This window comes from Cupriavidus sp. FW305-3-2-15-C-LB2, assembly GCF_058787575.1.
The window spans coordinates 1-19503 of the sequence record NZ_JBYSZW010000089.1 but is presented as its reverse complement, the minus strand read 5'-3'; the positions used below and the strand labels follow the sequence as shown (position 1 = coordinate 19503).

19 protein-coding genes and 1 pseudogene are annotated in these 19503 nt (G+C 67.9%); 13 read left to right on the top strand and 7 right to left on the bottom strand.

Translation table 11 applies throughout. From position 1 onward, the window contains the following. Window positions 1-131: 131 nt before the first annotated feature. The 3 genes from dnaJ to AC3WRR_RS35005 form a co-directional block, all read right to left on the bottom strand. Window positions 132-1277 (bottom strand): molecular chaperone DnaJ, encoded by a 1146-nt coding sequence (gene dnaJ, locus AC3WRR_RS35015; protein ID WP_010815033.1) that lies wholly within the window; start codon window positions 1275-1277, stop codon window positions 132-134. A 171-nt stretch (window positions 1278-1448) separates the two neighbouring features. Then, window positions 1449-3401, bottom strand: a complete 1953-nt coding sequence (gene dnaK, locus AC3WRR_RS35010) for a molecular chaperone DnaK (RefSeq protein WP_010815035.1) — start codon at window positions 3399-3401, stop codon at window positions 1449-1451. 189 nt (window positions 3402-3590) lie between these two features. Next, window positions 3591-4157, bottom strand: coding sequence for a cob(I)yrinic acid a,c-diamide adenosyltransferase (locus AC3WRR_RS35005; RefSeq protein ID WP_492299480.1), 567 nt, complete (start codon window positions 4155-4157; stop codon window positions 3591-3593). Window positions 4158-4474: 317 nt separating this feature from the next. Between AC3WRR_RS35005 and AC3WRR_RS35000 the strand changes: the two genes are divergently transcribed. The 11 genes from AC3WRR_RS35000 (at window position 4475) to AC3WRR_RS34950 (ending at window position 14821) form a co-directional block, all read left to right on the top strand. Beyond that, complete coding sequence (locus AC3WRR_RS35000) at window positions 4475-5905, top strand: FAD-binding oxidoreductase (RefSeq protein WP_011615984.1); 1431 nt, start codon at window positions 4475-4477, stop codon at window positions 5903-5905. Window positions 5906-5919: 14 nt separating this feature from the next. Further along, window positions 5920-6810, top strand: coding sequence for a LysR substrate-binding domain-containing protein (locus AC3WRR_RS34995; RefSeq protein WP_011615985.1), 891 nt, complete (start codon window positions 5920-5922; stop codon window positions 6808-6810). A 12-nt stretch (window positions 6811-6822) separates the two neighbouring features. Next, window positions 6823-7353, top strand: coding sequence for a GNAT family N-acetyltransferase (locus AC3WRR_RS34990; protein WP_010815039.1), 531 nt, complete (start codon window positions 6823-6825; stop codon window positions 7351-7353). Between the two features lie 251 nt (window positions 7354-7604). Next, the gene (locus AC3WRR_RS34985; protein ID WP_439668235.1) at window positions 7605-9119 is read left to right on the top strand and encodes an FAD-linked oxidase C-terminal domain-containing protein; all 1515 of its coding nucleotides are present in this window, start codon (window positions 7605-7607) and stop codon (window positions 9117-9119) included. 8 nt (window positions 9120-9127) lie between these two features. After that, window positions 9128-10045, top strand: coding sequence for an ion transporter (locus AC3WRR_RS34980; protein ID WP_011615987.1), 918 nt, complete (start codon window positions 9128-9130; stop codon window positions 10043-10045). 27 nt (window positions 10046-10072) lie between these two features. Continuing rightward, window positions 10073-11176: a glycolate oxidase subunit GlcE gene (gene glcE, locus AC3WRR_RS34975; protein ID WP_010815042.1), complete on the top strand. Its 1104-nt coding sequence runs from the start codon at window positions 10073-10075 to the stop codon at window positions 11174-11176. Window positions 11177-11219: 43 nt separating this feature from the next. Further along, entirely contained in the window at window positions 11220-12473 is a 1254-nt protein-coding gene (glcF, locus tag AC3WRR_RS34970) for a glycolate oxidase subunit GlcF (protein WP_011615989.1), read from the top strand. Window positions 12474-12552: 79 nt separating this feature from the next. Further along, on the top strand, window positions 12553-12930 hold the full coding sequence (locus tag AC3WRR_RS34965) for a CidA/LrgA family protein (RefSeq protein ID WP_011615990.1): 378 nt from the start codon (window positions 12553-12555) through the stop codon (window positions 12928-12930). After that, window positions 12927-13652, top strand: coding sequence for an LrgB family protein (locus AC3WRR_RS34960; RefSeq protein ID WP_010815045.1), 726 nt, complete (start codon window positions 12927-12929; stop codon window positions 13650-13652). Before AC3WRR_RS34965 ends, AC3WRR_RS34960 begins: the two co-directional genes overlap by 4 nt. 85 nt (window positions 13653-13737) lie before the next feature. Continuing rightward, window positions 13738-14109: a VOC family protein gene (locus AC3WRR_RS34955; protein WP_010815046.1), complete on the top strand. Its 372-nt coding sequence runs from the start codon at window positions 13738-13740 to the stop codon at window positions 14107-14109. Window positions 14110-14131: 22 nt separating this feature from the next. Continuing rightward, window positions 14132-14821, top strand: a complete 690-nt coding sequence (locus tag AC3WRR_RS34950) for a helix-turn-helix transcriptional regulator (RefSeq protein WP_010815047.1) — start codon at window positions 14132-14134, stop codon at window positions 14819-14821. 6 nt (window positions 14822-14827) lie between these two features. Here the strand turns inward: AC3WRR_RS34950 and AC3WRR_RS34945 are convergent, their stop codons facing one another. The 3 genes from AC3WRR_RS34945 to AC3WRR_RS34935 all read right to left on the bottom strand — a co-directional run bounded on the left by AC3WRR_RS34945 (window position 14828) and on the right by AC3WRR_RS34935 (window position 17604). Next, complete coding sequence (locus AC3WRR_RS34945) at window positions 14828-15322, bottom strand: glutathione peroxidase (protein ID WP_010815048.1); 495 nt, start codon at window positions 15320-15322, stop codon at window positions 14828-14830. A 72-nt stretch (window positions 15323-15394) separates the two neighbouring features. After that, window positions 15395-16534 carry a PilT/PilU family type 4a pilus ATPase gene (locus AC3WRR_RS34940; protein ID WP_010815049.1) on the bottom strand — a complete coding sequence of 380 codons (1140 nt, stop codon included), beginning with the start codon at window positions 16532-16534 and terminating at the stop codon, window positions 15395-15397. 26 nt (window positions 16535-16560) lie between these two features. Beyond that, window positions 16561-17604 carry a type IV pilus twitching motility protein PilT gene (locus AC3WRR_RS34935; protein WP_010815050.1) on the bottom strand — a complete coding sequence of 348 codons (1044 nt, stop codon included), beginning with the start codon at window positions 17602-17604 and terminating at the stop codon, window positions 16561-16563. A gap of 63 nt (window positions 17605-17667) precedes the next feature. On the opposite strand from AC3WRR_RS34935, the gene AC3WRR_RS34930 reads away from it, so the two are divergent. Beyond that, window positions 17668-18363 (top strand): YggS family pyridoxal phosphate-dependent enzyme, encoded by a 696-nt coding sequence (locus AC3WRR_RS34930; RefSeq protein ID WP_010815051.1) that lies wholly within the window; start codon window positions 17668-17670, stop codon window positions 18361-18363. 46 nt (window positions 18364-18409) lie between these two features. After that, window positions 18410-19246, top strand: a complete 837-nt coding sequence (gene proC, locus AC3WRR_RS34925; protein WP_011615991.1) for a pyrroline-5-carboxylate reductase — start codon at window positions 18410-18412, stop codon at window positions 19244-19246. A 99-nt stretch (window positions 19247-19345) separates the two neighbouring features. Here proC and AC3WRR_RS34920 read toward each other — a convergent pair. Continuing rightward, window positions 19346-19503: pseudogene (locus AC3WRR_RS34920) on the bottom strand (4-hydroxybenzoate octaprenyltransferase); the annotation flags it as partial.

The following is a 19503-nucleotide window of genomic DNA, read 5'->3' as shown; positions in this document are numbered from 1 at the left end:
CGGGGGCTGGATGCTGGCTACCACGGGGAAATCGTCAGGAAAGGGGCGGTGGGGACAACCTTGGCATTATCGCGCGCCAAAAACAAAACCGGCCACGCTCGCACGTGGCCGGTCCGATACTGCAAACCCGGTCAGCTGAAGAAGCTCTTCACCTTGTCCAGCCAGGATTGCTCCTGCGGGCTGTGGCGCGAGCCGCCCTCATGCACCGAGCGGTCGAACTGGCGCAGCATCTCCTTCTGCGCCTCGGTCAGCTTGACCGGCGTCTCCACGTTCACATGCACATAGAGGTCGCCCGGATAGCCGGAACGCACGCCCTTGATGCCCTTGCCGCGCAGACGGAAGGTCTTGCCCGACTGGGTGGCTTCAGGCACCGGGAAGGTGGCCTTGCCGCTCAGCGTCGGCACTTCCAGGTCGCCGCCCAGCGCCGCGGTGGCGAAGGAGATCGGCATCTGGCAGTGCAGGTCGTCGCCGTCGCGCTCGAACATCGGGTGCGCCTTGATGTGGACTTCCACATACAGGTCGCCCGGGGGGCCGCCGTTGATACCCGGCTCGCCGTTGCCCGACGAGCGGATGCGCATGCCTTCGTCGATGCCGGCCGGGATCTTCACTTCCAGCGTCTTCTGCGACTTCAGCTTGCCCTGGCCGTGGCACTTGGTGCACGGCTTGGGGATGTACTTGCCGCTGCCGTGGCACTTCGGGCAGGTCTGCTGCATGGTGAAGAAGCCCTGCGACACGCGCACCTGGCCCGCGCCGTGGCAGGTCGGGCAGGTTTCCACGCTCGAGCCCGGCTCCGCGCCGTTGCCGTGGCAGTGGTCGCAGTCGTCCCAGTGCGGCACGCGGATCTGCGCCTCGTGGCCGTGCGCGGCCTGCTCCAGCGAGATCTCCATGCTGTAGCGCAGGTCGGCGCCGCGATAGGCCTGCGGGCCGCCGCCGCCGCGACGGCCACCGGCCTGCTGGCCGAAAATGTCGCCGAAGATGTCGCCAAAGGCCTCGGCGAAACCGCCGTAGCCCTGCGCACCGCCGAAGCCGCCCGCCATATTGGGGTCGACACCGGCATGGCCATACTGGTCGTAGGCCGCCTTCTTCTCCGGGTCGGAAAGCATCTCGTAGGCCTCTTTGACCTCCTTGAATTTTTCCTCGGCGATCTTGCCGTCCTTGCCTTCCGGATTGCGGTCCGGGTGGTACTTCATCGCGAGCTTGCGATAAGCCTTCTTGATCTCGTCGTCGCTCGCGTTCTTGCCTACCCCGAGCACTTCGTAATAGTCACGTTTTGCCATGGTGGCTCAAACCTTTTTGGCCGGCACGCACATGTGGCGCGATACCGGCGAATAGCAAAAAAGCCGAGCGAGGCATCCGACGGCGGTTTCCCGCTGGGTCCGATGGCCGCGCCCGGCGTCGGGACGGGGGCGGTGCCGGCCAGTGCCTGCACCGCCGCCCGCGTGTCCCGATTACTTCTTGTCGTTGACTTCCTTGAATTCGGCGTCCACAACGTTGTCGTCCTGCGGCTGCGCCTGCTGGCCACCGGCCGCGCCGGCACCGGCAGCAGCACCGGCCGTGGCGCCTTCGCCAGCCTTGGCCTGCATGTCGGCGTAGACCTTCTCGCCCAGCTTCTGGCTGACTTCGGACAGCGCGTTGACCTTGGCATCGATCTCGGCCTTGTCGCCGCCGCGAGCGGCGTCTTCCAGTTCCTTGATCGCGGCTTCGATCTTTTCCTTCTCGCCGGCTTCCAGCTTGTCGCCGTATTCGGTGAGCGCTTTCTTGGTCGAGTGGATCAGCGCGTCGGCCTGGTTGCGGGCATCAGCCAGCTCGCGGGCCTTCTTGTCTTCCTCGGCGTTGGCCTCGGCGTCCTTCACCATGCGCTGGATCTCGTCTTCCGACAGGCCCGAGTTCGCCTTGATGGTGATCCTGTTTTCCTTGCCGGTCGCCTTGTCCTTGGCGCCCACGTGCAGGATGCCGTTGGCGTCGATGTCGAACGACACTTCGATCTGCGGCGTGCCGCGCGCTGCGGGCGGAATGCCTTCCAGGTTGAACTCGCCCAGCAGCTTGTTGCCGGAGGCCATTTCACGCTCGCCCTGGAACACCTTGATGGTCACCGCCGGCTGGTTGTCGTCGGCGGTCGAGAACACCTGCGCATGCTTGGTCGGGATGGTGGTGTTCTTGGTGATCATCTTGGTCATCACGCCACCCAGGGTCTCGATCCCCAGCGACAGCGGCGTCACGTCCAGCAGCAGCACGTCGGTACGGTCGCCCGACAGCACCGAGCCCTGGATCGCGGCGCCGACGGCCACGGCTTCATCCGGGTTCACGTCCTTGCGCGCTTCCTTGCCGAAGAACTCCTTGACCTGTTCCTGCACCTTGGGCATGCGGGTCATGCCGCCCACCAGGATCACGTCGTCGATGTCGCTGACCTTGACGCCCGCGTCCTTGATGGCGATGCGGCACGGCTCGATGGTGCGCGTGATCAGCTCTTCCACCAGGGATTCGAGCTTGGCGCGGGTCATCTTCAGGTTCAGGTGCTTCGGACCCGAGGCATCGGCCGTGATGTACGGCAGGTTGATCTCGGTCTGCTGCGAGCTCGACAGTTCGATCTTGGCCTTTTCAGCGGCTTCCTTCAGGCGCTGCAGCGCGAGCACGTCCTTGGACAGGTCCACGCCCTGGTCCTTCTTGAACTCGCTGATGATGTAGTCGATGATGCGCTGGTCGAAGTCTTCGCCGCCCAGGAAGGTGTCGCCGTTGGTCGACAGCACTTCGAACTGCTTCTCGCCGTCCACGTCCGCGATCTCGATGATCGAGATGTCGAAGGTGCCGCCGCCGAGGTCATACACGGCGATCTTGCGGTCGCCCTTCTCGTTCTTGTCCATGCCAAACGCCAGCGCGGCCGCGGTCGGCTCGTTGATGATGCGCTTGACGTCGAGGCCGGCGATGCGGCCGGCGTCCTTGGTGGCCTGGCGCTGCGAGTCGTTGAAGTAGGCCGGCACGGTGATCACGGCTTCGGTCACCGGCTCGCCGAGGTAGTCCTCGGCCGTCTTCTTCATCTTGCGCAGCACTTCGGCGGAAACCTGCGGCGGCGCCAGCTTCTGGTCGCGCACCGACACCCATGCGTCGCCGTTGTCGGCCTTGACGATGGAATACGGCATCAGGCCGATGTCCTTCTGGACTTCCTTCTCTTCGAACTTGCGGCCGATCAGGCGCTTGACCGCGTACAGGGTGTTGCGCGGATTGGTGACGGCCTGGCGCTTGGCCGGCGCGCCGACCAGGATCTCGCCGTCTTCCATGTAGGCGATGATCGACGGGGTGGTGCGGGCACCCTCCGAGTTTTCGATGACCTTGGGGGTGTTGCCTTCCAGGATCGCGACGCAGCTATTGGTGGTACCGAGGTCGATACCGATGATCTTACCCATTATTCTCTCCTCTTGAGCCGGCGCTATCCGCGCGGCTGCAATTCAACCTGAGGCCGAAATGTGGCCGCCCGGGGGCTTTTCAAGGGCAGAACCGGCAAATCCGAGTAATTTTCTCGGTTTCTGCATGCTTTCAACGGCATCCGCCGCCGCAGGTTAAGCGGACGGCGCGGCGCGGCCGCCGAAAGTGGCCTATTCCATACCTCCTGGCGCGTCGCGATCGCGCTGCCACAACACGTCGGAACCGCCGCCGGCCCGGTTCAGCACCCGCGCCAGCACGAACATCAGGTCCGACAGCCGGTTCAGGTACTGGCGCGGGGCCGCGTTCAGTGGCTCGGCCGCGCCCAGCGCCACCAGCGCGCGCTCGGCACGGCGGCACACGGTGCGGCAGACATGGGCCTGCGCCGCGGCGCGGCTGCCGCCGGGCAGGATGAATTCGGCCAGCCGCGGCAGGTTGGCGTTGTAGTCGGCGAGCCAGGTATCGAGCTGCGCCACCTGCTCAGGCTTGAGCAGGGTGTAGCCCGGGATGGACAGCTCGCCACCCAGGTCGAACAGGTCGTGCTGGATATGCAGCAGGGCGGCGCGCACGTCGTCGGGCAGGGCCTCGGTCAGCAGCACGCCGACGTGGCAGTTGAGCTCGTCGACGTCGCCGATGGCGGCGATGCGCGGGCTGGCCTTGCCGGTGCGGCTGCCGTCGCCCAGGCCGGTGGTGCCGGCGTCGCCGGTGCGGGTGGCAATCTTGGACAGGCGGTTGCCCATGCCGGTCTCCTCGTAAGCGTGTGGTAGTCGTGGTCCGCCCTGCAACGCGGGGCGCCCGGGGGAAAGACGCATTATCGCGCCGGACCGCCTCGGCGCGCCAAGCGCTTGTGTCCCGGCGCTTGCTGTGCGGCTATCGGCCAGTACCGGCCGCCGCAGTGCCCGGCCAGGGTGCATGAGCCGCCGCGCGGCGTAGAATGCCGGTAGCCCCCATTCGTCGCCCATTCGATAACCGGGTCGCGCCCCTGCCGGCCAGACCGGAGCTTGCTCCGCAGCGCCGCCGCCGGCACCACCGTCGCGCCGACCCGCCGGAGACCCGCATGAACCACCCCACGCCGTCCGCCACGCTCGCCCGCCGTCCGCTGCCGCCCGCCTTCAGCGAAGCCCTGGCGGCGCGCTTCGGCGACCGCTTCACCACCTCCGCCGGCGTGTGCGAACACCACGGCCGCGACGAATCCCCGTTCCCGCCGGCCGTGCCCGACGCCGTGGTCTTCGCCCACAGCACCGAGGAAGTGGCCGAGGTGGCGCGCCTGTGCAACCAGCATGGCGTGCCGCTGATCCCGTACGGCGCGGGCTCGTCGCTGGAAGGCCATCTGCTGGCCGTGGCAGGCGGCATCAGTCTGGACCTGTCGCAGATGAACCACGTGCTGGCGGTGCAGCCCGAGGACCTGACCGTGACCGTGCAGCCCGGCGTCACGCGCAAGCAGCTGAACCAGGAAATCAAGGACACCGGCCTGTTCTTCCCGATCGACCCGGGCGCCGACGCCTCGCTGGGCGGCATGTGCGCCACGCGCGCCTCCGGGACCAACGCGGTGCGCTACGGCACCATGCGCGAGAACGTGCTGGCGCTGACAGTGGTAACCGCCGACGGCCGCGTGATCCGCACCGGCACGCAGGCGCGCAAGTCGGCGGCGGGCTATGACCTGACCCGGCTCTTTATCGGCAGCGAAGGCACGCTCGGCATCATCACCGAGGTGACGGTGCGGCTCTACCCGCAGCCGGAGGCGATCTCCGCCGCGGTGTGCGCCTTCCCCAGCATGGGCAGCGCGGTGCAGGCGGTAATCCAGACCATCCAGCTGGGCGTGCCGGTGGCGCGCGTGGAGTTCGTCGATGCGCTGGCGATCCGCGCCATCAACCGCCACGACAACCTGACCCTGCCCGAGACCCCGCACCTGTTCTTCGAATTCCACGGCACCGAGGCCGGCGTGCGCGAGCAGGCCGAGACCGTGCAGCAGATCACCGCCGAGCACGGCGGCCAGGGCTTCGAGTGGGCCACCCGCCCGGAGGACCGCAGCCGGCTGTGGAACGCGCGCCATACCGCCTACTTCGCCATGCTGCAGCTCAAGCCGGGCTGCAAGTCGGTGACCACCGACGTGTGCGTGCCGATCTCGCGCCTGGCCGACTGCGTCACCGAGACCGAGAAGGACCTGAACGCCTCGGCGCTGCCCTGCCCCATCGTCGGCCATGTCGGCGACGGCAACTTCCACGTGGCGATCCTGGTCGACCCCGACAAGCCCGAAGAGATGGCCGAGGCCGAGGCCATCAACCAGCGCATCGTCGAACGCGCGCTGGCGATGGGCGGCACCTGCACCGGCGAGCACGGCGTGGGCTTGCACAAGCAGCGCTTCCTGGTGGAAGAACACGGCGAGGATGCGCTCGACGTGATGCGCGCGATCAAGGACGCGCTGGACCCCAAGCACATCCTCAACCCGGGCAAGATCTTCAGCGCCACGCGCGGCGGCTCGCAGTAAGGCGTGCCGAGCTGATGGCCTCCATGTTCAACCGCGTCCCGCCGCTGCACCTGCTGATCGCCTTCGAGGCAGCGGCGCGCCTGGGCAGCTTCGCGCGCGCGGCCGAAGAGCTGTCGGTCACGCCCAGCGCGGTCTCGCACCGCATCAAGAATCTTGAGGAGCTGTGGGGCGAAGACCTGTTCGTGCGCGCCAACGCGGCGCTGCGGCTGACCGCCGCCGGCACGCGCTATCTGCGCAACGTGCAGGACGCGCTCAAGTCGCTCAACGAGCTGGCGCGGCCCGAATACAACAAGCTGCGCACCCGGCTGCGGGTGGCGATCCCGCCCACCTTCGGGCGCCAGCACCTGGTGCCGCGCCTGCCCGAGTTCGGCGCGCTGTATCCGCATATCGACCTCGAGCTGCACCTGGCGATCCCGTTCCTGGACGTCAAGGCCGAGGACACCGATGTCGAGATCCGCTACGGCACCGGCCGCTACCCTGACCTGAAGACCACCCGGCTGCTGGTCGAGCCGGTGTTCCCGGCGTGCGGGCGCGAGTACTACGAGCGCGTCAACGGCCGCGCCATCACCAAGCCCGAGCACCTGCACGGCCTGGTGCTGCTGCGCAGTCCGCTGGAGCCGTGGAAGCCGTGGTTCGAGACTGCCGGGCTGGATTGGGCCGAGCCGCAGACCGGGCCGCAGTTCAACGACATCGGCCTGATGCTGGAGGCGATCGCGTCCAACCAGGGCGTGGCGCTGGTGCGCCAGCGCATGGCGCGGCACTGGCTGTCGCTGGGGCAGATGGTGCGGCTGCTGGAGGTGGAATCGGTCTCGCCGCACGGCTACTACATCGTCGAGCGCGAACAGGCCCCGCTCAAGCCCGAGGCGCGCTATTTCGTCGACTGGCTGCTGAGCCTGGACTGGTAGGAGACTGACCCCATGGAAATCCGCTTGCTGACCCCCGCCGATGCCGCCGCCTTCCAGGCGCTGCGGCTGCACGGCCTGGCCGAAGCGCCGGAAGCCTTCGCTTCCAGCCTGGAGGAGGAACAGGACCGGCCGCTGGAAGTCGTCGCCGGGCGCCTGGCCGCGACCGAGGGCAAGGCCGTATTCGGCGCCTTTGTCGACGGCAGCGATGGCAGCGCGCTGGCCGGCGTGGTCGGGGTGATGCGCGAGGAAAACGCCAAGCACCGGCACAAGGCCTTTATCTGGGGCATGTACGTGGCCCCGGGCTGGCGCGACCGCAAGCTCGGCCGCGCGCTGATGGAGCGGGCCATGGAACAGGCCGCCGCCATGCCGGGCGTGCGCCAGGTGACGCTGTGCGTCAATGCCGGCAGCGCGGGCGCGGTGCGGCTGTACGAGTCGCTCGGCTTCGTGCGCACGGGGCTGGAGCCGGATGCGCTGTACGTCGCGCCGCACTTCCACGACAAGCTCGACATGGTCTGCTTCCTGCCGCAGCCGCCGGCACGCTGAGTCCGGCCGGACCGCCTTCCCTGCACCCGCGCTGCGGTGTACGCTGGACTTGCGTCGCCTGCCAGGAGTGATTTCCCGCGCAGCCATGATGAGCATTTTTGATCGGCCTGCCATGCGGAATTCACGTGTCCCGTGGTGCCCGCGCCAGGTGCCCTGCGCTATAGTCACCCGTCCCCGCGGCAGGCCCTGCATTGCCGCGACCGGCAGGCCGCGCACCGGCCGCCATCCAGGAGGCCCCACAGGAGTCGTTCATGAATGCCCCGCACGAAGCCCAAACCATCGCCCCCGACGGCGCCCATGCCACGGCCGAAGGCCGCCGCAGCGCGCTGCTGGCCGGCCTGGCGCAGATCCTGCCGGATGCCGCGCTGCTGTGGAAGCCGGAAGACACCGTCCCCTATGAATGCGACGGCCTGGCCGCGTACCGCCAGGTGCCGATGGCCGTGGCCCTGCCCGACACCGAGGAACAGGTCTGCGCGATCCTGCGCCTGTGCCACAAGCTGGGCGTGCCGGTGGTGCCGCGCGGCGCCGGCACCAGCCTGTCGGGTGGCGCCATGCCGATCGCCGAGGGCCTGGTGCTGTCGCTGGCCAAGTTCAAGCGCATCCTGTCGGTCGATCCGTACTCGCGCACCGCGGTGGTCCAGCCGGGCGTGCGCAACCTGGCGATCTCCGACGCCGCCGCACCCCACAACCTGTACTACGCGCCGGACCCGTCCTCGCAGATCGCCTGCACCATCGGCGGCAACGTCAGCGAGAACTCCGGCGGCGTGCACTGCCTGAAGTACGGCCTGACCGTGCACAACGTGCTGCGCGTGCGCGCGGTGACGATGGAGGGCGAGGTGGTGGTGTTCGGCTCCGAGGCCCCCGACTCGCCGGGCCTGGACCTGCTGGCCGTGCTGATCGGCTCCGAAGGCATGCTGGCCGTGGTCACCGAGGTCACGGTGCGCCTGATCCCCAAGCCGCAGCTGGCGCAGGTGATCATGGCCTGCTTCGACGATGTCGAGAAAGGCGGCAATGCGGTGGCGGACGTGATCGCCGCCGGCATCATCCCGGCCGGACTGGAAATGATGGACAAGCCCGCCACCGCCGCGGTCGAGCAGTTCGTGCATGCGGGCTATGACCTGGATGCCGCCGCCATCCTGCTGTGCGAATCCGACGGCACCCCGGAAGAAGTGGCCGAGGAAATCGAACGCATGATCGCGGTGCTGACGGCATCGGGCTGCACCCGCATCGTGGTCTCGCAGAACGAAGCCGAGCGCCTGCGCTTCTGGAGCGGCCGCAAGAACGCCTTCCCCGCCGCCGGCCGGATCTCGCCGGACTACTACTGCATGGACGGCACCATTCCGCGCAAGCACATCGGCACGCTGCTCAGGCGCATCGAAGCCATGGAGCAAAAGTACGGCCTGCGCTGCATCAACGTGTTCCATGCCGGCGACGGCAACATGCACCCGCTGGTGCTGTTCGATGGCGCGGACCAGGACCAATGGCACCGCGCCGAGCTGTTCGGCGCCGACATCCTGGAAACCTGCGTGGAACTGGGCGGCACCGTCACCGGCGAGCACGGCGTGGGCGTGGAGAAGCTCAACTCGATGTGCGTGCAGTTCTCGCCCGCCGAGCGCGATGCCTTCTTCGGCGTCAAGGCCGCCTTCGACCCGGCGCGGCTGCTCAACCCGGACAAGGCCATCCCCACGCTGGCGCGCTGCGCGGAGTACGGCAAGATGCATGTGAAGCGGGGCCTGCTGCCGCACCCGGAACTGCCGCGCTTCTGAGCCACGCCATGTCCAGCCCACGCCGACGCCAGCAGCAGGAAGCGTTCGTCCGCCAGCGCCTGGGGCAGCCCGAGGCCGGCTGGCGCCAGCGCTGGTACACCATCATCTTCGAGGCCGATACCCGCGAGGGCCGGCTCTTCGATGTCGCGCTGCTGCTGGCCATCGTCGCCAGCGTGACGGTGGTGATGCTCGACAGCCTGCCCGCGGTGAACAACCGCCTGGGGCTGGCGTTCACCGTGCTGGAATGGATGTTCACGCTGTTCTTCACGGCCGAGTACGTGATGCGCATCCTGGTGGTGCGCCGGCCGTGGCGCTATGTGTTCAGCTTCTACGGCATCATCGACTTCGTCTCGATCATGCCGACCTGGCTGGCCTTCTTCCTGCCCGAGCTGCATTTCCTGATCGACGTGCGCCTGCTGCGGCTGCTGCGCGTGTTCCGGATCCTGAAGCTGACCGTGTACTTCGAGGAAGCCGAGATCCTGTACCGCGCGCTGGTCAACAGCCGCCGCAAGATCTTCGTGTTCCTGGGCACGGTGTTCATCATCACGGTGATCCTGGGCACGGTAATGTACGTGGTGGAAGGCCCGCAGCACGGCTTCACCAGCATCCCGGTCAGCATGTACTGGGCGGTGGTGACGCTGACCACCACGGGCTTCGGCGACATGGTGCCCAAGACCCCGCTGGGGCAGTTCATCACTTCGCTGACCATCCTGCTGGGCTACGGCATCATCGCCTTCCCCACCGGTATCGTCGGCGCCGAGCTGGCCGCCAGCATCCTGAAGCGGCCGCTCACCACGCGCACCTGCACCCATTGCCTGACCGAGGGCCACGAACCCGACGCCGGCTACTGCAAGCATTGCGGCAGCCAGCTGCCCGAATACCAGAACGACCGGCCGGAAGTGCCCGGCGGACCTGCCGGCTCCTGAGCCGGCCTTCCCTACCCCACGACGCATATGCAAGCCACCCTCGACGCCATCCGCGACGCCGTCAGGCAAGCCACCGAGACCCGCACCGCGCTGCGGCTGCGCGGCGGCGGCAGCAAGGACTTCTACGGCCAGCCCGCCGCGGGCCAGCTGCTGGACACGCGCGCCTATGCCGGCATCGTCGACTACGACCCGGCCGAGCTGGTGATCACCGCGCGCTGCGGCACGCCGCTGGCCGAGATCGAGGCGGCGCTGGCCGAGAAGCGCCAGATGCTGGCCTTCGAGCCGCCCCATTTCGCACTGCCGGGCCAGCCCAGCACCGCGACGCTGGGCGGCGCCGTGGCCGCGGGATTGTCGGGCCCGCGCCGGCAGTCGGTGGGCGCGCTGCGCGACTTCATGCTGGGCGCGCAGCTGATGGACGGCCGCGGCGAGGTGATGGACTTCGGCGGCCAGGTGATGAAGAACGTGGCGGGCTATGACGTGTCGCGGCTGCTGGCGGGCTCGCTCGGCACGCTCGGGCTGATCCTGCAGGTGTCGGTCAAGGTGCTGCCGGCACCGTTCGACGAGGCCACGCTGCGCTTCGAGCTGGCGCAGGCCGATGCCATCGAGCACCTGAACCGTTGGGGCGGCCAGCCGCTGCCGCTGGCGTCTTCGGCCTGGCACGCGGGCGTGCTGCACGTGCGCCTGGCCGGCGCCACCGCCGCCGTGCGCGCCGCGTGCGCCAGGCTGGGCGGCGAGCGCGTGGACGCTGCGGAAGCCGCGGCGCTGTGGCAATCGCTGCGCGAGCAGACCCACCCGTTCTTCGCCCCCGCCCAGGCGGGCCGCGCGCTGTGGCGCCTGGCCGTGCCCACCATCGCCGCGCCGCTGGCGCTGCCGGGCCCACAGCTGATCGAATGGGGCGGCGGCCAGCGCTGGTGGCTGCCCGAGGACGGCACTGACAAGACCGATGCCGAAAGCGTGCGCGCCGTGGCGCAGGCCGCCGGCGGCCATGCCACGCTGTTCCGCAATGGCGACAAGTCAGTGGGCGTGTTCACGCCGCTGGCCTCGCCGCTGGCCGCGATCCACCGCCGCCTGAAAGAGACCTTCGACCCGGCCGGCATCTTCAACCCGCAGCGCATGTACCCCGGGCTCTGACCCGGCACGTCCAGGCATCCCCCCGGCACAACCTCCCCACACCATGCAAACGAACCTGGCCGATTTTCTTCGCAACACGCCCGAAGGCGAGGAAGCCAAATCCATCGTCGGCAACTGCGTGCATTGCGGCTTCTGCACCGCCACCTGCCCCACCTACCAGTTGCTCGGCGATGAGCTGGACGGCCCGCGCGGGCGCATCTACCTGATGAAGCAGGTGCTGGAAGGCCATGCCATCACCGAAAGCACGCGCCTGCACCTGGACCGCTGCCTGACCTGCCGCAACTGCGAATCGACCTGCCCGTCGGGCGTGCGCTACGGCCGCCTGGTCGATATCGGCCGCAAGCTGGTCGACGACAAGCTCGAGGCCGAAGGCGTGCAGCGCCCCGCCCGCGAGCGCATCGCGCGCTGGGTGCTGCGCGAGGGGCTGACGCGCCCTGCGCTGTTCGGCACGGCGCTGCGCCTGGGCCAGATGGTGCGGCCGCTGCTGCCGGGCACGCTGCGCAACAAGGTGCCGGCGCTGTCCAGCACCGCCGCGCCCGGCACGTGGCCGCGCAATGCGCATGCACGCAAGATGTTGTTGCTCGACGGCTGCGTGCAGCCGGCAATGTCGCCCAACATCAATGCCGCAACTGCGCGTGTGTTCGACCGTGTCGGCGTACAACTGCTGGTGGCGCGCGAAGCCGGCTGCTGCGGCGCGATCCGCTTCCACACCGGCGACCACGACGGCGGCCTCGACAATATGCGCCGCAATATCGATGCCTGGTGGCCGCATATCGAGGACGGCGCCGAGGCCATCGTGATGACCGCCTCGGGCTGCGGCGCGATGGTCAAGGACTACGGCCACCTGCTGCGCAACGATCCGAAGTACGCCGAGCGCGCCCGCCGCGTCTCGGCGCTGACGCGCGACCTGTCCGAAGTCTTGCCGGACTTTGCCGACGAGCTGCACACCCTGGCCGGCGCGGTCCCGCGCGACAACCGGCGCGTGGCTTACCACCCGCCCTGCACGCTGCAGCACGGCCAGCAGATCCGCGGCAAAGTCGAAGCGCTCTTGACCGGCCTCGGCGTCGAAGTCAAACTCTGCGCTGACAGCCACCTGTGCTGCGGCTCGGCGGGCACTTATTCGGTGTTGCAGCCGGAACTGGCCTACCGCCTGCGCGACGACAAGCTCGCCAAACTGCAGGCCACGCAGCCCGAAGCCATCGTCTCGGCCAATATCGGCTGCATCGCGCACCTGCAGGGCGGCACCGGCACCCCGGTGATGCACTGGATCGAACTGGTCGACAAGATGCTCGGCTAGCGCGGGCGGGCAGCATGGGCGGCAGCGCGCATCCCTTCCGGACGCGCGCCGCGCACCTGCGACCAAACGCCACGCCCCCATGCTCCAGACCTTTGCAATCCTGTTGGTTTTCCAGTCCATCGGTGAGGTGATCAGCTACGCGCTGACCCTGCCGGTGCCCGGCCCCGTGCTGGGTATGATCCTGCTGTTCGGCTGGCTCGCCTTCGACGACCGCCTGCTGCCCATCATCCAGGGCACCACCACTGAGCTGCTCAAGCACCTGTCGCTGCTGTTCGTGCCGGCCGGCGTCGGCATCATGGTCCATGCCAACCGCATCGAGGGCGAATGGATGCCGATCCTGGTGGCGCTGGTGGTGTCCACCTGGCTGGCCATCGCCACCACCGCCGTGGTCACGCGCATGCTGATGCGCAAGCGCGCCGATGTCCCGCCCGCCGATGCGAAAGGAGAGCAGGCATGATGACGCCCCGCCTCAACGAGATCTGGGTCTACCTGGCCGCGAGCCCGCTGGTCGGGCTGACCGCCACGCTGCTGGCCTACGTCTTTGCCTTCCGCATCTATGAGCGTTCGCGCTTCTCGCCGCTGGCCAACCCGGTGATGATCGCGGTGGCGCTGCTGGTCACGGTGCTGACCGTCACCGGCACGCCCTACAAGACCTACTTCGACGGCGCGCAGTTCGTGCACTTCCTGCTGGGGCCGGCCACGGTGGCACTGGCGGTGCCGCTGTACCTGCAGCTGCCCAAGCTGCGCACCCATGTGTTCCCGCTGCTGGCAGGACTGGTGGCGGGCTCGGTGGTGGCGGTGGTGTCGGCGGTGGGAATTGCCTGGCTGCTGGGCGCATCGCCCGAGACCGTGCGCTCGCTCGCGCCCAAGTCGGTGACGATCCCGATCGCCATGGGCGTGGCCGAGAAGATCGGCGGGCTGCCCTCGCTGACCGCGGTGCTGGTGATGGCCACCGGCATCATCGGCGCGGTCAGCGCCACCAGCGTGCTGAACCTGCTGCGCATCCGCGACTACAGCGTGCGCGGTTTCGCCACCGGCGTGGCGGCCCACGGCATCGGCACCGCTCGCGCCTTCCAGGTCAACCAGGAAGCCGGCGCCTTTGCCGCGCTGGGCATGGGCCTGAACGGCGTGCTGACGGCGATCATGGTGCCGGTGATGGCGGCGTGGATGCCACACTGACACGCTCCTGACAGCACGCTGTCAGCAGCCCCCGCGCATGATGCGAGCTCCCCACTCCCCTTCACCTGGAACCAAGGAGTCTGTCATGAGCAACCGTCTGATCAACTGGCTGGAAATCCCCGTCGTCGACATGAGCCGCGCGGTCGGCTTCTACGAGCAGGTGTTCAATATCCAGCTGCGCCGCGAGACCATGAGCCAGGTCGACATGGCCGTGTTCCCCCACCCCGACCCGGGCGGCGCGCTGGTCGCCGGCGAGGGCTATCGCCCCAGCAACTACTACGGCGCGGTGCCGTACCTGCATGCGCCGGAACTGGATGTGCTGCTGGAGCGCGCCGCGCGCGCCGGCGGCAAGACGGTGTTCGGGCCGCTGCGCCTGCCGGGCGAGATCGGCCGCATCGCCCATATCACCGACAGCGAAGGCAACCGCATCGGGCTGCACGAGCCCGTGGCCGCCTGACCCCGATGGCAAGCCGCCCCCGATGAGCCGCCGCGCCGACCGCCTGTTCCAGATCGTGCAGGTGCTGCGCGGCCGCCGCCTGACCACGGCGGCGCTGCTGGCGCAGCGGCTCGGGGTATCGGAACGCACCGTCTACCGTGATATCCAGGCGCTGTCGCTGTCAGGCGTGCCGGTCGAGGGCGAGGCCGGCATCGGCTACCGGCTGCGCGCCGACTTCGATGTCCCGCCGCTGATGTTCACCGCCATGGAAGTCGAAGCACTGGTCGCCGGCCTGCGCCTCCTGAAAGCCTGGGGCGGCGGCGCGCTGGCCGCCGCGGCCGATCCCGCGCTGGAAAAACTGATGGCCGCGCTGCCGCCGCCGCGCCGGCTGGCAGCGCAGCAAAGCCGCGTGTTCGCGCCGGAATACGTCAACCAGGCGCATGTGCGCGAGGCCTTCGACGTGGTACACGGGGCGCTGGGCGAACAGAAATTGCTGCTGCTCGACTATTGCGACGTGCAGCAGCGCATCACCGAACGCGTGGTGATGCCGCTGGGCCTGTTCTTCTGGGGCAATGCCTGGTTGCTGGCGACGTGGTGCACCACGCGCTCGGACTATCGCAGCTTCCGGCTGGACCGCTGCCGCGCCATCCGCATGCTGGACGACCATTTCCACGAAACGCCCGACCGCTCGCTCAACGGTTTCCTGCGCGCGGTGCGCGCCAGCGGCACCTAGTCCCGCTCAGGCAGCCGGGTCGGACAGCAGCATCTCGATATCGGCGCGCAGCTCGTCGGGCTTGGTGGTCGGTGCATAGCGCTTGAACACCGTGCCGTCGCGGCGCAGCAGGAACTTGGTGAAGTTCCATTTGATGCCCTGGGTACCGAGCACGCCACGCTTTTCCGTGGTCAGCCACTGGTACAGCGGATGGGCGTCGGCACCGTTCACGTCGATCTTGGCGAACATCGGGAAGCGCACCGCAAAGCGCGTTTCGCAGAACTGGCCGATCTGCTGCGCATCGCCCGGCTCCTGCTTGCCGAACTGGTTGCACGGGAAGCCCAGCACCTCCAGGCCGCGCTCGTGGTATTCGTCGTAGAGCTTCTGCAGGCCCTCGTACTGCGGCGTGAACCCGCATTCGCTGGCGGTGTTGACGACCAGCATCACCTTGCCCTGGAACTGCGACAGCGGTACCGGCTGGCCGGCCAGCGAGTTGGCTTCGAACTGGTAGACATTGCTCATGGCAGACTCCTGGGGCCGGAACTGGCCCTTGCGTGGCCCAAGCATAACGCCATGCGCATCACCGTGCACGAATCAGATGACATTGAGATGCTCGGTGCCGGCACCCAGGTCGGTGTCCTTGGCGCTCGCGCTGTGCAGCTTGATCATCAGGCGCAGGTCGTTGAGCGAGTCGGCATTGCGCAGCGCGTCCTCGTAGGTGATCTTGCCTTCCTCGTACAGGTCGAACAGCGCCTGGTCGAACGAGACCATGCCCTGCTCGCGCGACTTCTTGATGACTTCCTTGAGCTCGTGGATCTCGCCCTTGAAGATCAGGTCGGCCACCAGCGGCGTGCCGATCATGATCTCCACCGCCGGCACGCGCCCCTTTTTGCCGGCGCGCGGCAGCAGGCGCTGCGAGATCATCGCCTTCAGGTTCAGCGACAGGTCGATCAGCAGCTGCTGGCGCTTTTCCTCGGGGAAGAAGTTGACCACGCGGTCGATCGCCTGGTTGGCATTGTTGGCGTGCAGCGTGGCCAGGCACAGGTGGCCGGTCTCGGCGTACTGCATCGCGTACTCCATGGTCTCGCGGTCACGGATTTCGCCGATCAGGATCACGTCGGGCGCCTGGCGCAGCGTGTTCTTCAGCGCCACGTGCCAGGACTCGGTATCGATGCCGACCTCGCGCTGCGTGACGATGCAGTTCTGGTGCGCATGCACGTACTCGATCGGATCCTCGATGGTGATGATATGGCCGTACGAATGCGCGTTGCGGTGATCCAGCATTGCCGCCAGCGTGGTCGACTTGCCCGAGCCGGTGGCGCCGGTCACGATCACCAGCCCGCGCTTGGCCATCACCACCTCATGCAGCGTCGCCGGCAGGTCCAGGTCGGCCACCGAGGGAATGCGCGTATTGATGGTGCGCACCACCATGCCGGCCTTGCCCTGCTGGATAAAGGCCGACACGCGGAAGCGCCCGGCCTTGGGCGCGGTGATCGCGAAATTGCATTCGCGGCTGGTGTCGAAGTCCTGCACCTGGCGCTCGTTCATCACCGAGCGCACCAGGCCCAGCGCCTGGGTCGGGTTCAGCGGCTGCTGCGACACCGGCTTGATCTTGCCGTCGACCTTGATCGCCGGCGGGAAGTCAGAGGTAATGAACAGGTCCGAGCCGCGGTTGCTGACCATCAGCTCCAGCAGGTCGTTGATGTACTTGGCGGCGGATTCGCGATCGAGCATGTCGGTGTCCTGCTGGGGAGCGGGCCTCAGCCCATGAACGCGTCGGGGTTCTTGGCGATGGCGCGCGCGTCGTTGTAGCTGATGACGCTGCGCTTGATCAGGTCAGACAGGCACTGGTCCAGCGTCTGCATGCCCAGCCCGCTGCTGGTCTGCATCATCGAGTACATCTGCGCGATCTTGTTCTCGCGGATCAGGTGGCGGATCGCGGGCGTGGCGATCATGATCTCGTGCGCGGCGGTGCGGCCATTGCCGTCGCGCGTCTTCAGCAGCGTCTGCGAGATCACCGCCTCCAGCGATTCCGACAGCATGGTGCGCACCATGTCCTTCTCTTCGGGCGGGAACACATCGACCACGCGGTCGATGGTCTTGGCCGCTGAGCTGGTGTGCAGCGTGCCGAAGACCAGGTGGCCGGTCTCGGCCGCGGTCAGCGCCAGGCGGATGGTTTCCAGGTCGCGCAGCTCACCCACCAGGATCACGTCCGGGTCTTCACGCAGTGCCGAGCGCAACGCGTTGGCAAACGAATGCGTGTGCGGCCCCAGCTCGCGCTGGTTGATCAGGCTCTTCTTGGAGCTGTGCACGAATTCGATCGGGTCCTCCACCGTGAGGATGTGGCCCATGTCGCTTTCGTTGCGATGGTCGACCATCGCCGCCAGCGTGGTGGACTTGCCCGAGCCGGTCGGGCCCGTCACCAGCACCAGCCCGCGCGGCTTCATGCACAGGTCGGCAAACACCGCGGGCGCGCGCAGCTCTTCGAGCGTGAGCACCTTGGAGGGAATGGTACGGAACACCGCGGCGGCGCCGCGCTGGGTGTTATAGGCATTGACCCGGAAGCGGGACAGGCCGGCGATCTCGAACGAGAAATCGATTTCGAGGCGTTCTTCGTAGGCCTTGCGCTGGGTGTCGCTCATGATGTCGTACACCATGGCGTGGACATCCTTGTGCGTCATCGAGGCGATGTTGATCCGGCGCATGTCGCCGTGGATCCGCACCATCGGCGGCATGTCCGCGGAGAGATGAAGATCAGACGCCTTGTTCTTGACAGCGAAAGCCAATAGCTGCGCGATGTCCATCTATAATGACCCCACCCTAGTTATCAGTACTTTGCGTACTTTCTTTTGTATGTTCGCCGGATTATGTCTGTAATTGCCGCCAACTTGCAAGCCGTTCACCAGCGCATCGCGGCGGCCGCACAACAAGCCGGCAGACAGCCCGCGGACATCGCCCTGCTGGCGGTTTCCAAGACCGTTCCCCCCGACCGCATAAGGGCCGCATACGCCGCCGGACAGGTCGCTTTCGGCGAAAACTACGTCCAGGAAGGCGTCGACAAGATCGCCGCGCTGGCCGACCTGCGCCACCGCCTGCAATGGCATTTCATCGGCCCGCTGCAGAGCAACAAGACCCGCCTGGTGGCGGAGCATTTCGACTGGGTGCACGCCGTCGACCGGCTCAGGATCGCCGAGCGGCTGTCGGCCCAGCGCCCGGCCGGCATGGCCGCGCTGCAGGTCTGCATCCAGGTCAATATCAGCGGCGAAGCCAGCAAGAGCGGCGTCGCCCCGGCAGAGGTGCCCGGCCTGGCACATGCCGTCGCCGCGCTGCCAGGCCTGCGCCTGCGCGGGCTGATGGCCATCCCCGAGCCCGAGCACGACCCCGCCGCGCAGCGCCGCCCGTTCGCGGCCATGCGCGCCATGCTGCAGGCGCTGCGCACCGACGGCCTGGACCTCGACACGCTGTCGATGGGCATGTCGGGCGACATGGAAGCCGCCATCGCCGAGGGCGCCACGCTGGTGCGGATCGGCACCGCCATTTTCGGAGCGCGCCAATACCCGTAGTCCGGCGCGCCCAGTCCATTCCCTTCAAGCCCCCCAACGGATCTCCATGCTCGATACCCTTACCTTTGGCTTTCTCGGCGGCGGCAACATGGCCACCGCACTGATCGGCGGCCTGATCGCCCGCGGCGTGCCGGCCGGCTCGATCCGCGTGGTCGACCCCTTCCCCGAGGCCCAGCAACGCCTGGCGCGCGACCTCGGCGTGCATGCCGCCGGCGCGCCGGATGCCGCCTTCGGCGCCTGCGACGTGCTGGTGCTGGCGGTCAAGCCGCAGCAGTTCCGCGACGCCGCGGCGCAGCTGCTGCCGATCCTGCCGGCCAGCGGCAAGGGCAACCTGGTGATCAGCGTGGCCGCCGGCATCCGGCTGCAGGACATGGAGCGCTGGCTGGACGGGCGCGCCCGGCTGGTGCGGGCGATGCCGAATACGCCGGCGCTGGCCGGCATGGGCATGACCGGGCTGGCCGCGCCGGCCGGGCTGTCGGCCGAAGACCGCGCGATCGCCAGCGCGGTGGCCGAGGCCGTCGGCAAGTGCGTATGGGTGGATGGGGATGACCAGATCGATGCGGTCACCGCCATTTCCGGCAGTGGGCCGGCCTATGTCTTCTACTTTATCGAAGCGATGGAACGCGCCGCCACCGAGCTGGGCCTGACGGCGGAGCAAGGCCGCGAACTGGCGGTAGAGACCTTCCGTGGCGCTGCTACCCTGGCCGGGCAGTCTTCCGAGCCGGTGTCGACGCTGCGTGAGCGCGTGACGTCCAAGGGCGGCACGACGTATGCGGCGCTGACGGCGATGGAGGCTTCGGGCATTGGTGATGCCTTCGTGCGCGCGATGCATGCTGCCGCGGCGCGGGGCAAGGAGATGGGGGCGGAGTTCGGGAAGGATTGAGGCGCGGCCAAACCGCGGGCGCTCTGACCTGGCCGCCGCCCCATGTGAACGCTCCCCTCTCCCGCAAGCGGGAGAGGGGAGAAAACCAGCGGGATCTAATCAGCGAATTGCATAAGCCACCGCCGTCCCCGCAAACACACAGGCCCCCAGCCAGTTGTTATGCCGGAACGCCGCGAAACACCGCATCCGGTCGCGGTCACGAATCAGCGTGTAATGATACCCGGCGCAACCCGCAGCCGCCGCCAGCCCCACCCAGT